11 protein-coding genes are annotated in these 12,493 nt (G+C 69.9%); 9 read left to right on the forward strand and 2 right to left on the reverse strand.

Annotated elements, in window-relative coordinates; all coding sequences use genetic code 11:
• Window positions 1-6: 6 nt before the first annotated feature.
• The 3 genes from RIE08_13045 to RIE08_13055 are packed head-to-tail and all read left to right on the forward strand — an operon-like array spanning window position 7 to window position 2,690.
• On the forward strand, window positions 7-975 hold the full coding sequence (locus RIE08_13045; protein MEQ8718531.1) for a D-glycerate dehydrogenase: 969 nt from the start codon (window positions 7-9) through the stop codon (window positions 973-975).
• Window positions 976-1,032: 57 nt separating this feature from the next.
• Entirely contained in the window at window positions 1,033-2,199 is a 1,167-nt protein-coding gene (locus RIE08_13050) for an aromatic ring-hydroxylating dioxygenase subunit alpha (protein MEQ8718532.1), read from the forward strand.
• A gap of 17 nt (window positions 2,200-2,216) precedes the next feature.
• Entirely contained in the window at window positions 2,217-2,690 is a 474-nt protein-coding gene (locus tag RIE08_13055; GenBank protein ID MEQ8718533.1) for a VOC family protein, read from the forward strand.
• Window positions 2,691-2,695: 5 nt separating this feature from the next.
• Here RIE08_13055 and RIE08_13060 read toward each other — a convergent pair whose 3' ends face one another.
• A complete protein-coding gene (locus tag RIE08_13060; GenBank protein ID MEQ8718534.1) occupies window positions 2,696-3,877 on the reverse strand; it encodes a M20 family metallopeptidase in 1,182 nt (393 codons plus the stop codon).
• A gap of 29 nt (window positions 3,878-3,906) precedes the next feature.
• Between RIE08_13060 and RIE08_13065 the strand changes: the two genes are divergently transcribed.
• Genes RIE08_13065 through RIE08_13090 form a run of 6 tightly spaced genes read left to right on the forward strand, consistent with a single transcriptional unit; the run spans window position 3,907 to window position 9,893 of the window.
• Complete coding sequence (locus tag RIE08_13065; GenBank protein MEQ8718535.1) at window positions 3,907-5,085, forward strand: helix-turn-helix domain-containing protein; 1,179 nt, start codon at window positions 3,907-3,909, stop codon at window positions 5,083-5,085.
• A 52-nt stretch (window positions 5,086-5,137) separates the two neighbouring features.
• Complete coding sequence (locus tag RIE08_13070) at window positions 5,138-6,544, forward strand: amidohydrolase family protein (GenBank protein MEQ8718536.1); 1,407 nt, start codon at window positions 5,138-5,140, stop codon at window positions 6,542-6,544.
• 31 nt (window positions 6,545-6,575) lie between these two features.
• Window positions 6,576-6,962: a VOC family protein gene (locus tag RIE08_13075; GenBank protein MEQ8718537.1), complete on the forward strand. Its 387-nt coding sequence runs from the start codon at window positions 6,576-6,578 to the stop codon at window positions 6,960-6,962.
• Window positions 6,963-6,969: 7 nt separating this feature from the next.
• Window positions 6,970-8,220 (forward strand): alpha-hydroxy acid oxidase, encoded by a 1,251-nt coding sequence (locus tag RIE08_13080; protein ID MEQ8718538.1) that lies wholly within the window; start codon window positions 6,970-6,972, stop codon window positions 8,218-8,220.
• A gap of 37 nt (window positions 8,221-8,257) precedes the next feature.
• The gene (locus RIE08_13085) at window positions 8,258-8,995 is read left to right on the forward strand and encodes a sulfite exporter TauE/SafE family protein (GenBank protein MEQ8718539.1); all 738 of its coding nucleotides are present in this window, start codon (window positions 8,258-8,260) and stop codon (window positions 8,993-8,995) included.
• Between the two features lie 58 nt (window positions 8,996-9,053).
• The gene (locus tag RIE08_13090; protein MEQ8718540.1) at window positions 9,054-9,893 is read left to right on the forward strand and encodes a GNAT family N-acetyltransferase; all 840 of its coding nucleotides are present in this window, start codon (window positions 9,054-9,056) and stop codon (window positions 9,891-9,893) included.
• A gap of 10 nt (window positions 9,894-9,903) precedes the next feature.
• Here RIE08_13090 and RIE08_13095 read toward each other — a convergent pair whose 3' ends face one another.
• Window positions 9,904-12,414 carry a hypothetical protein gene (locus tag RIE08_13095; protein MEQ8718541.1) on the reverse strand — a complete coding sequence of 837 codons (2,511 nt, stop codon included), beginning with the start codon at window positions 12,412-12,414 and terminating at the stop codon, window positions 9,904-9,906.
• Window positions 12,415-12,493: the final 79 nt, after the last annotated feature.

Consider the following 12,493-nt stretch of genomic DNA (forward strand, 5'->3'; position numbering starts at 1 on the left):
GCACCGATGAAGGTCTTCGTCAGCCGCACCCTCCCCGGCGACACGATCGACGCGCTGCGTGCGACCCCCGGCCTCGACGTCGACGTCTGGGAGAACATCACGCCGCCGCCGCGCGACGAGGTGGTGCGCAGGGTGGCGGGCTGCGACGGCCTGCTTTCCATGTTGACCGAGCGCGTCGACGACGCCGTCTTCGATGCCGCACCGGACCTGCGGGTGGTGTCGAACATGGCGGTCGGCGTCGACAACATCGACGTCGCGGCCGCGACGGCGCGCGGCATCCCCGTCGGTCACACGCCGGGGATCCTGACCGACGCGACGGCCGACATCGCCTTCGCCCTGATCCTCGCCAGTCGCCGTCGCCTCGTCGAGGGTGTGGACCTCGTGCGTTCGGGCGGATGGGTCCCCTGGTACCCCGAGTTCATGGTCAGCCAGCCGGTCGCGGGTCAGACCCTCGGGCTGATCGGATACGGCCGGATAGCGCAGGCCGTGGCCCGCCGGGCCCGCGGGTTCGACATGGAGATCCTCGTCCACACCCGCACCCCACCCGATGACCCCGACGTCACCGCGGTGAGCCTCGAGGACCTGCTGCGCCGGGCCGACATCGTCTCGCTGCACTGCCCGCTCACCCCCGAGACCCGTCACCTGATCGACGCGGACGCCCTCGCTGCGATGAAGACCACGGCCACCCTCGTCAACACCGCCCGCGGACCCGTCGTCGACGAGACGGCACTGGTCGCGGCGCTGCAGGACGGCACGATCGCCGGCGCGGGACTCGACGTCACCGAAATCGAACCGCTGCCGGCCGACTCGCCACTTCCGTCGCTGACGAACTGCGTGGTCATCCCGCATCTCGGATCGGCCACCATCCCCACCCGGACGCTGATGGCCGAGCGTGCTGTGACGAACCTTCTCGCCGGACTTGCCGGTGAGCCACTCCCCCACACCGTGAACCCCGGGGTCGGCAACTCCGACTGAGCGATCTTGTGCTCTCAGCACATGGAGTGGCGACGTCCCACGCAATAGGCTCGGACGATGGCGACTGACATCGGTATTCCGACCGCTCCGCAACTCGTCGACGAGACCTCCGGCCTCGTACCACCGACACCGGACTCGCCGATGCTCCAGCCCTACGAGGTCTTCGACCGTGATCTCTTCGACCTGGAGATGGTGCGGGTCTTCGGCCGCTCATGGGTGTGGCTGGGCGACACCGAGGACCTCACCGAACCCGGCGACTACCTCACCGGACAGATCGGCTACCAGCCGGTCATCGTCATCCGCCAGGCGGACGGGTCGATACGCGGCTTCCTGAACAACTGCCGGCACCGGGCCGCGTCGATCGTCAGCGAGCCGCTGGGCAACTGCGGAAAGACGTTGACCTGCCCGTACCACAACTGGGCCTATTCGATCGACGGGACCCTGGTCGGCATCCCCGACAAGCCCCGCATGTACCCGGACGGCATCGACACGGACGAGTACGGCCTGGTCGAGATCCGCATCCACATCGCCTGGGACAAGCTCGTCTTCGGCTGCCTGTCGCGCCGGGCGCCCACCTTCGACGAGTGGATCGCACCGTTCGCACAGCGCTACGACCGCTACGGGTTCGGCGGGATGCACCGCTTCCACCGTGACCTGGACCAGACCTACCCGATCAACTGGAAGGCCTTCTGCGAGAACTCGAACGACGACTACCACGTCCGGTTCGTGCACCGTCGCCTCAACGACGTCCGCAAGAGCCTCGACACCATCGTGCGCTTCGAGGGACGGACGTGTTCGGGCTACAAGCCCCACATCGTCGAGGTGGACGACCCGTCCGGCGGTCGCACCGACCTCGCCGAGACGGAACGCACCGGCCACTACGCCGACTTCATCTACCCGAACCTGACGCCGCTGCCGTACGGCAACATGTTGATCGTCGTGCGGGCCGACCCGATCGCACCGGACCGTACCCGGCTGTTCTCGCGCATCTGGGGCTTCACGACCGACATCGACGAGCAGAACGAGGTGCTCGCGCAACTCGAGATCACGAACAGGGAGGACACCGACATGGTCACGAACCTGATGTCCAACCTCCGCTCGCCGTTCTACCGGGTCGGCCCGCCGACCACCTGGGAAGGCCGCGCCGCCCATGTCATGCGGCTCGTCCGCAGCGACGTCGCCACGCCACTCGCCGACGACGAGTTCGTCGGATCGCCCGCCTGATCGCCCAGGAGATCACCATGACAGAGACCACCGAGACACCCACCGAACAGCCGACCGGGCTGACCCACATCGCTCTCCCCGTGCGGAACCTCGCCGATCATCTGGCCTTCTACGAGCGCTACACGGACATGGTCGTCATCCACGAGCGTTTCGACGACACCACCGGGCTGCGCACCGCCTGGGTGGCCAACGAGAAGGACCGGACGACCGAGGGCGCTGCGACGTTCGTGATCGTCCTCATCGAGGGAAAGCTGCCCACCCAGATCACCGGCGACATCGTCGAGGAGTACGGCTTTCTCACCTCGATCTCCCACCTCGGGATCTCCGTCGAGTCACGAGCCGAGGTGGACCGCCTGGCAGCGATGGCCGAAGAGGACGGGTGCCTGCTGCTGGGGCCGATGTACCGCAACGAGGTCGTCGGCTACATCTGCGTCGTGAAGGACCCCGACGGCAACAACATCGAGTTCTCCGTGGAACAGGTTCTCGGCTGAACCGCTCAGCGCGCCGCGAACTCGGCGCGGACGTCGTCCAGCAACCCGTCGACGGTCCAGAGGTCCACGACGGTCGCGGCGAGCGCCTTGGCGCCGTCGATCACACCCCGGTCGCCACTGTCGGCCCCCGCATGGGCGACGAACTCGTGGGTGTGGATCGCGACGTCGTCGGGTGCGATCTTGACGACGGGATGGATCGACGGCACGACCTGGCTGACGTTGCCCATGTCCGTGCTGCCGCCGACGACCACGGCACCGCCGGGCTCGACGGGCTCGCGGCCCAGGGCCCGGGCGTGCGTCAGATAGCAGTCGAGGAGCACCTCGTTGTCGATGATCTCCGCGTACATCGGTCCGCCTTCGCGGATCTCGATCTCGCACCCCGCCGCGCTGGCACCGGCCTCCAGACACGCCCGCACCCGCGTCACGAGTTCCTCCAGGGACGCGACGGTCGACGACCTGACGTACCACTCGGCCTCGGTGTGCTCGGGCACGATGTTGGCGATGTCACCGGCGCGGGTGAAGATCCCGTGGATCCGCTCGTCGTCGCGGATGTGTTGACGCAGCGCCGAAACCGCGTTGTAGCCGGCCACCGCGGCATCGAGGGCGTTGCGTCCCCTGTGGGGCGCAGCGGAGGCGTGCGCCGGGCGCCCCGTGTACGAGGCGATCAGGTGCGCACGCGCGAGCGACGGCATGCGCGTCTGTTCGCTACCCCCGGGGTGGATCATCACCGCTGCGTCGACTCCGTCGAACACGCCCGCGTCGAGAAGGGCGACCTTGCCGCCCCCACCCTCCTCGGCGGGCGCCCCGACGACCACCACCCGGCCACCGAGGCGTTCGGCCAGCGCGGCGACCGACAGTCCGGCACCGAGCCCCGCAGCGGCGATCACGTTGTGCCCGCAGGCGTGGCCGATCCCCGGCAGCGCGTCGTACTCACACAGGATCGCGACCGTCGGGCCAGTGGTTCCCGCCCGGGCGACGAAGGCGGTCTCGAGTCCGGCGACGCCCGACTCGACCGCGAGGCCACCTGCCGCGAGGGCCTCGGTGAGGCGGGAGGCAGCGTGGTGCTCGGCGAAGCCCAGCTCCGGGTCGGCGTGGATCGCACGCGAAACGTCGATGAGGGTCGGGGCCAGGTCGTCCACCAGCGCGATGGCCTCGGCGGCGGGGCTGTCAGGATCGATGGCGGTCACGCGCCGAGTGTAGGACCCGCCGGCATCCGGTGAACACGCTCGTTGCGGCCGCACTCGAGGGGGAGGGATGGGAGTCGCTCCTGGCCCGGCTCGAAGAACTGTGCGGCCATCGGTGCGCCCTGATCGCGGTGCACGGCGGAGTGCTCGCACAGCCGACCGGACCCGGTCCCGCCGTGAGCCGACCGGCGTCGGGAACGCCGGCATCCGACAGCACCGTCGGCGGACTCCGGGCGACCGACGTCGCTTCGGCCCACGGACACGACGGCCCGCTCGCAGCCACCACCACCGACGGGCGCGCCGTGGCGGTCTTCGCCGTCGCTGCAGGCCGGCGGCGCGTCGGCGCCCTCGCAGTGGAGATGCCCCACGACGAGATGCACGAGGACGGCGAGCTCTTCGCAGGGGCCACGCTCGCTCTGGCCATCGCGGCGTCGCGTCGCGATGCGGAGGCGGCGGTGGTCGCCGACGAGGCGAGCGGGCTCATCGCGGAGCTGCGCTTCGGGTCCGGCCGCGATCCCGAGGCACTGCGCAGGTCCGCCGTGCGATTCGGCCTTCATCTCGACAGGCCGCACTCGGCTGTCGTCTTCGCCCACGAAGGTGCCAACTCCTCCGCGTGGACGGCGGCGGTGCGCTGGATCGAGACGCCGACGCTGCTCACCGACGACACGGCATGGACCATCCTTCCCGGCGACCCGTCAGCGGAACTGCACCGGATCCGTGAGCGCCTCAACGGGATCGTCGGCGGTGACGACACCGTCGTCGCCGCGTCAGGTGCCACGGTCAGCGACATCAGCGCACTGCCGGGTTCCTTCAGGGAGGCGGAGATCCTGCTCGCGCTGACACGGAGCCGGCACGGGCTGATCGCCACGCCCGCCACCTCCGGGATCGACACGGTCCTTCTCGATGTGGACGGCGACCGACTCCGGACGTTCGTGACCGCGGCACTCGGCCCCGTCCTGAACGAACCGGCTCTGCTCGAGACGCTCGAGGTATGGATCGACGCCCGCGCGAGCCGGGTCGCAGCGGCCGAGGCACTCGACGTGCACCGCAACACCATCGGCTACCGGATCGGGCGGCTCCGGGCACTACTCGACGTCGACCTCGACGACGCGATGACGACCCTGCGGTTGCGGACGGCTGTCGCCGCGCACCGCCTCCTCAGCGTCACCGACACCGGTCACGCTCCCCCCGGGGGGCCCCGAACCGACTGATTCGTGCTCGGAGCACAGGGACCTCGACGAGCGGGGGATCTACCCTGTGCCCATGTCCGACACCTCAGCCGGAAGCCAGGCCCCCGCCGATCTCCTCGTCAGCGGCGGTGACGTCGTGACCATGGCACCGAATCGCGAGGTCGTGTCCGGCGCCTCCATCGCGGTGCGGGACGGTGTCATCACCGAAATCGGCGAACCCGGCCGCCTGCGTGTCGAGAACCCCGGCGCCGAGGTCATCGACGCCCGCGGCTGCATCGTCATCCCGGGAATGATCGACGCCCACCAGCACCTGACCGGCGACCCGCTCATCCGCAGCGCCATCCCGGACCTCCTGGCGCCGGGCCTGTCCATCTTCGAGTGGTCGGTCCCCGCCCACGGCGCCCATACGCCCGCAGACGACGAGGTCGCCGCCACGTTGACGGCCCTGTCGTGCCTCAAGGCCGGCGTGACCACGGTGATCGAGGCAGGGACGGTCGCGCACCCGCGTTCGGCCGTAGCGGGGCTCGACGCCACCGGGATCCGCGCCACGATCGGCCGCTGGGGCTGGGATGAACCGGGCGTTCCCTTCACGGCGCCCGTCGACGAGGTTCTCGACGCCCAGCGCGAGCTCGTCGGGAACTGGCCGGCCGGCGGCCGGGTCGAGGGTTGGGTGACGCTGGTCGGCCACAGTCTCGCCAGCGACGAACTTCTCGGCGGCGCAGCCGAGTTGGCCCGCGAGCTCGGCGTGGGCATGACGATGCACATGTCGCCGACGTCGTCTGACCCGGAGTACTACGGCGAGAAATTCGGCCACCGCCCACTCGAGCACCTCGACTCACTCGGGGTCCTGTTCCCCGGACTCGTGCTCGCGCACGCCGTCTGGATCGACGACCTCGAGGTCTCGCTCGTCCTCGACCACGACGTCGCCATCGCGTTCTGTCCCTGGGCGCATCTGCGCCTGGGACAGGGGGCGACCGTCGCCGGCCGTCATGCCGAGATCATGGAGGCCGGCGGAAGGATCGCCCTCGGCTGCGACTCCTGCAACGCGGCCGATCACCACGACATCCTCTCCACCGCCGCGCTCGCCGCGGGGCTGGCCCGCGACACCCGGATCGACCCGACGCGGTTCGGCGCGCACCGTGCGCTGGAACTCGCCACGATCGACGGGGCCCGCGCCGTCGGCAAGGCGGACCTGGTCGGTTCGATCGAAGTGGGCAAGGCGGCCGACCTGGTCGTGATCGACGCGACCGGTATCGAATGGGCACCCCGGGGTGAGGTCGCCCTCCAGCTCGTGTGGGGTGGCGCCGGGCGTGACGTGCGTGACGTCGTGGTCGACGGCCGGGTCGTCGTCCGGGAGGGACGCTCGACGCTGCTCGACGAGGACGCCCTCATCGAGGCCGCCCACGACCGCCAGCGTGCACTGCTCGAGGCGACCGGGATCACGATCCCGAGCCCGTGGCCCCACACCGAACCGACCTGAACCCCGAGAACCGACCGAATCGGAGACGACCATGCCCAACCCAGTGATCTTCGTCGACTGGCCGAGCCCCGATCCCGAGGCGACGTCGCAGTTCTACGCCGACCTCTTCGAGTGGGGCTTCAAGCGCCGACCAGCGGGCGAGTTCCACGAGGTGCTGCCCGGGGTCAAGCCCAACCTCGGCATCCACCGCGAAGATCGCCCGGTGCAGGGTGCGACCCCGCGGGTCTACGTCATGGTGGCCGATCCCCCGGCGATGCTCGCGAAGGCGATCGAGATGGGCGCCACCAAGCTGTGGGACGAGGTGTACTGGGAGGAGTTCGACGGTCGCCACGCCGGCTTCCGGGATCCGTGGGGCAACGAGATCGTGCTGTGGCGCGACAAGGGCACCTACACGCCCGGCGCCGCATCGGAGAGCTGAACACCACGTGGGAATCGTCACGACGCTGCGGTCGGTGCTCAAGTTCCGCCGCTATGACAGCGACCGCGTCAGACGCCATCTCGCCGTGGCCGCCGACGTCGAGGACGTCCGCGCGCTGGCACGCCGCCACCTGCCGCGCGGCGTGTTCGACTACGTCGACGGTGCCTCGGAGGGCGAGGTGACGATGAACCGCAACCGGGCGGCCTACGCCAACGTCGAGTTCCGCCCGCGGGTACTGCGCGATGTGTCCGCCGTGGACATGACCACGACAGTGCTCGGGCGCACGACACCGATGCCGGTCGTGCTGGCCCCGACCGGGTTCACGCGGTCGGTGCACCCCGACGGTGAGCGCGCCGTCGCCCGGGCGGCCGCGGCAGCCGGGCTCCCGTACGCGATCTCGACGCTGGCGACCTGCTCGATAGAAGACGTCGCGGCGGCGTCGGATGCGGTCCCCTGGGCCGGCGGGGAAATGAGACGCCTCTGGTTCCAGGTCTACATGTGGCGCGACCGTGGCCTGGTCGCATCGATGCTCGATCGGGCGGCGCTGTGTGGCTACGAGGCCATCGTCCTGACCGTGGACACCGCCGTCTCCGGGCACCGCGAACGTGACATCCGCCGCGGGTTCGACCTCCCCCCGCAGCTCGGACTCGACACGGTCATCGACGGCGCCCGCCACCCACGCTGGGCGTGGAGCTTCATGCGCGGCGGACCCATCGAGTTCGCGAACGTCGCGGGTGCAGAACTACCCGACAAGCCCCCGTCGATGTCCATCAACGAGTACGCCGGACGCCAGTTCGACGCGGGCGTCACCTGGGAGGCGGTGGAGTGGCTCCGATCGGTCTGGGACGGCCCCATCGTGATCAAGGGGATCCAGTCGGTCGCCGATGCCGTCATCGCCGCGGATGCCGGCATCGACGCCATCGTGGTGTCCAACCACGGCGGCCGTCAGCTCGACTACTCGCCCGCCACCCTGGAGCTGCTCCCCCACGTCGTCGAAGCCGTCGACGGGCGCTGCGAGGTGATGGTCGACGGCGGCGTGCGACGGGGCTCCGACGTCGTCAAGGCGGTCTGCCTCGGCGCCTCAGCGGTTCTCGTGGGCCGGGCGCATCTCTACGGACTCGGCGCCGGTGGCGAGCGCGGCGTGACCCACGTCGTGGACCTTCTGCGATCCGGTATCGAGCGGAACATGGCACTGCTGGGCGTAACCTCTGTCGGCCAGCTCGGTCCCGACCACGTGGCGTGGCGAACCCGTCCGTGACCTCAGGCCCGCGGACCAGACAGAAAGACCCTGACTGATGGAGTGGTGGGAGGCATTACTCCTGGTCGGCGGCGGGCTGGCCGCAGGGATCATCAACACGATGGCCGGCGGTGGGTCCTCGCTGACGGTGCCCCTGCTCGTTCTGGCCGGGGTCCCCGGCAACGATGCCAACGGGTCCAACCGCGTCGGAATCCTCACCGCGAGCGGCGCAGCGGTCGCGTCGTTCCGCCGCCTCGGGATCGGTCGGGAACTGCGAACACTCGTACCCGTCCTCGTTCCCGTCGTCGTCGGCTCACTCTTCGGGTCACTGGCCATCAGCCGCCTCGCCGACGACACCTTCGAGACGGTCTTCGGCCTCATCATGATCCCGCTGATCATCTTGTCCATCCGCAAGCCGAAACCGAAACTCGACGGCACGGAGTGGAGTGTCGCGCTCACGGTGGCCGTCTTCTTCGGCATCGGGATATACGGCGGCGCCATCCAGGCCGGCGTGGGCCTCGTCCTCCTCGCGGCACTGACGAGGGCGGGCTTCGACCTCGTCACCGCCAACTCGGTCAAGGTGCTCGTGAACCTCGTCGTCACGGCGATCGCGCTGCCCGTCTTCATCGTCCAGGGGCACGTACAGTGGGCACCGGCGCTCCTGCTCGCCGTCGGCTTCACAGCGGGTGGCTGGACCGGGGCGCACTTCACCGTCAAGGGCGGCGAGAAGTGGGTGCGCGCCCTCATGATCGCCGCGTCGCTGGCACTCGCGCTGAGCCTGCTCGGCGTGTACTGAGATCGTCGACGGCAGCGACGGCAGCGACGGCAGCGACGGCACCATGATCATCCGGTCGATGACCCGGCCTGAGCTCGACGTCCTCGTCGAGTGGGCCGCGGCCGAAGGCTGGAACCCGGGCCTCGGCGACGCCGACGTCTTCTGGGACACCGACCCGGCGGGTTTCATCGCGGCGGAACTCGACGGCGAGATGATCGGCGGCGGCTCGATCGTGAGCTACGGCGGCCGCTTCGGCTTCATGGGCTTCTTCATCATCCACCCGGATCACCGCGGGGCAGGCCTCGGCCGCGAGCTCTGGAGTGCACGCCGGCAACTCCTCCTGGACCGACTGGACCCGGGCGCGCCGATCGGGATGGACGGGGTGTTCGCCATGCAGTCCTTCTACGAGGAGGGAGGGTTCCGACTCCTGCACCGCGACATCCGCTACGAGGGTCCCGCGCCGACCGGTGGTGGCCGTCGCGCAGCCATCGGCCTGGTCGATGCCGCAGAAGTCGACTTCGCCGATCTCGACGCCTACGACCGTCGCCACTTTCCCGCCCCGCGCCCGCGGTTCCTCGAGCGTTGGATCTCCCAACCCGGCGGGAACGCCGTGGCGGCGCTGACGGGCGGCCGCATCGCCGGATACGGCGTGGCACGGCCGTGTCGGGTGGGCCACAAGATCGGCCCCTTGTTCGCGGACGATGCCGAGATCGCCGCAGACCTCTTCTACTCGCTGTGCGGTCGCCTCGACGGTGGCAGGGTCCAGATCGATGTGCCCGAATGCAACCCCGCCGGGTCGGCCCTCGTGCAGCGCCACGGCTTCACCGAGGTCTTCGGGTGCGCCCGGATGGTGCTCGGTCCGACACCGGAGCTGCCACGAGGCGAGATCTTCGCCGTCACGACCTTCGAACTCGGCTGAACCGTTCAGGTCAGCGCTCGTCCTTTTCGGTCGGGGCAGGCACCCACAGACCTGTGTCGAGATCGTCGGTCGCGTCGGCCGGATCGAGTTCGCGCACGAGTCGCAGCGCCTCATCGGCCCGGGAACGGGCATCGAGGTAGGCCCGGTGCGCGCTCGTCGCCGCATCCGTGGCCTCCATCAGGCGGTCATCGGGGGCGTGGCCGTTCGCCTCGTAGTCCATACGGAGCATCTCGGCCTCCACCATCCGCGCGCTCGCCGTGCGGTCGAGTTCCGTCGCCCGCTCGGCCGTCTCCGCCGCGCGGTCCCGCGCCTCCGCCAGAGCGGCCACCCCGCCCTCGTCGGGCTGGATGTCGAGTTCCACCTGGTCCGCGGCGTGCGCGAAGACCGCCAGGTCCAGCTGCGGGACAAGGTCGTCGAGGCCCACGTCGCCGGGGCCGAGCGCGGCGCCGCGGCGCAGGCGTAGGGGAGCGAAGACGAGGTCCGCGTCGGCCATGGCCTCCACGAAACCGACCGCCCCGTCGGCGTCCACGACACGGGCGGGGATTCGCGCGTCGTCGACGAGACGTCGCACGTGGTCCGTCTCGACGTTGCGCACGCGGACCTCGATGACAGCGTCGCCCCAGACCGGACCCCGCGTGCACATCCACGCCAGCAGGGTCAGCAGCTGCCCGGTGCGATCGTCGGACCACCACACGGCGATGACGGGCTCCTCCCGCCGGGCGGACCCGGAGCGTTCCCACCCGCGGGAGTTGGCGTGCAGAACCGCCGTGTTGCAGCCGAAACGCACCGCACTCTGCAGCATCGCCGGGAAGTCGTGTCCGTCCATCCGGTCAGTGCGGGCATCGTCGTACCACCCGAACAGCGCGATGTTGGGTATGAGCACTCCGAGGCCGTGCGCCTGGAGCATCGCGGTGACCCCGGCCTCGCGATCGTTGGCCAGCAGCACCCTGCCATGGACGGGGAGCCCGGCGCCGGCGAGCTCACGTTGGAACTCGAGCTCCACGCGGGTGGCGTGTTTGCGGGCCACGGGACCCCGTCCGGCGACGATGCGGGCCGCGGTGGTGAAGCCGGCGCCGCCGTCCAGCCAGGCGGCGACATTGATCAGCTGCATGCGCCGGCGGGGATCCCGGGGCACGAACACAACCGTGAATGGGCGCCACTCGCGGTCGGCGTGGCGGTCCGAGCCGAGGGCCAAGAGGTGTGACCGGACCTGGGACAGGTGCACACCGCGCGAGCTGTCGGTCCAGCGGGCCTGATCCACCGAGGTGCGCAGATAGCGATAGAGGCCGAAGAGGGCGAGCCCCGCCACGACACCGGCGATCGGGTCGATTGCAACGATCGCGCCGAGACACGCCGACGCCCCGAGCAGGCTCAGCCGCCAGTCGAAGAAACGGAAGGTCGGACGGAACGAGGTGTTGGCCGCCCGGGCTTCGGTGTAGGTGGCGAAGTTGATCATCCCGTAGGAGGCGAGGAAGAACATCGAGATGATCGGCGCGATGACGTCCAGATCGCCGGCGGCGACGGTACCGAGCGCGATCACCGCAGTGAGCACCACGGCCCGGCGCGGGTTGTCGTCGGCGCCGGCCCCCACGGCGAACGGGCGGAGCGGCCCGATCAGGCGGTCACGCGCGAGGCGCTGGAGGGTCCTGGGGGCACCGAGCATCGAGGCGATCGCCGACGAGAGCGTGGCGGCGATGACCCCGACGTCGATCACGACGGGGCTCACGGAGAGCTCGCGCATGATCGAGGTGTCATCCTGCAACGCCGTGAGGGGTACGGCCATCGCCAGGGTGATGATGACCGCCAGATACACGACGGTGGACACCCCGATTGCCCCGAAGGTGCCGACGGTGATGCTGCGACTCGGGGTCTTCAGGTCACCGGACATCGCCACGCCCTGGGTGAAGCCCGTGATGGCCGGGAAGAACAGGGCGAAGGCCACCCAGAAGGCGTCGCCATCGCTGGGCCGCCCGAAGTTGTCGCTCAACAGGCCCGGGTCGAGGTCCGGGACGACCCCCGCGAAGTACCCGACGATCGCGGCGACGAGCAGGACCATCACGACGTACTGGAGCCGGGTCGCGATGTCGGCGCCCAGCCAGGCGAGCCCGAGGAGCGCGACGACGAGTCCCGCTGCCACGAGTCGGGCCTCAACGTCGACGATCCCGGCCACGGCCTCGCCGAACCCGATCGCATAGAAGGCCACCGACACGGCGATCGACAGGTACAGGACGAGCCCGATGGCCCCGCCGAACGCCGGCCCGAGAGTCCGCGAGATCAGGAAGTAGATCCCCCCGACGCCGACCCGCAGGTTCGTCGCGATCGCGGCGAGCGACATCGTCGTGAGGATCGAGACCGACGTGGCCAGGACCAGGATGAGCAGCATCTGGCCCAGCCCCACGTTCCCGGTGACGAAGCCGAGTCGCAGGAACAGGACGAGCCCGAGGATCGTGAGAAGCGAGGGGGTGAAGACACCACCGAAGGTGCCGAGCTTCCTCGCCTCGTCAGCTGCGGGGTCGGTCATCGCCGCCCATCATCGCCCGTGCGCCGGCGTGGGGCACGGCGTGGATGGATTTCGCCGATCCGTTCGTGCTCGCAGGCGG

The organism is Acidimicrobiales bacterium (genome assembly GCA_040219085.1).
Taxonomy (GTDB): Bacteria; Actinomycetota; Acidimicrobiia; order Acidimicrobiales; family JAVJTC01; genus JAVJTC01.

What these genes read in the sequence shown, in the direction of transcription:
- RIE08_13050 (MEQ8718532.1), top strand. Translation starts at nt 1,033, where the DNA reads ATGGCGACTGACATCGGTATTCCGACCGCTCCGCAACTCGTCGACGAG.
- RIE08_13075 (MEQ8718537.1), top strand. Translation starts at nt 6,576, where the DNA reads ATGCCCAACCCAGTGATCTTCGTCGACTGGCCGAGCCCCGATCCCGAG.
- RIE08_13090 (MEQ8718540.1), top strand. Translation starts at nt 9,054, where the DNA reads ATGACCCGGCCTGAGCTCGACGTCCTCGTCGAGTGGGCCGCGGCCGAA.
- RIE08_13045 (MEQ8718531.1), top strand. Translation starts at nt 7, where the DNA reads ATGAAGGTCTTCGTCAGCCGCACCCTCCCCGGCGACACGATCGACGCG.
- RIE08_13070 (MEQ8718536.1), top strand. Translation starts at nt 5,138, where the DNA reads ATGTCCGACACCTCAGCCGGAAGCCAGGCCCCCGCCGATCTCCTCGTC.
- RIE08_13055 (MEQ8718533.1), top strand. Translation starts at nt 2,217, where the DNA reads ATGACAGAGACCACCGAGACACCCACCGAACAGCCGACCGGGCTGACC.
- RIE08_13085 (MEQ8718539.1), top strand. Translation starts at nt 8,258, where the DNA reads ATGGAGTGGTGGGAGGCATTACTCCTGGTCGGCGGCGGGCTGGCCGCA.
- RIE08_13095 (MEQ8718541.1), bottom strand. Translation starts at nt 12,414, where the DNA reads ATGACCGACCCCGCAGCTGACGAGGCGAGGAAGCTCGGCACCTTCGGT.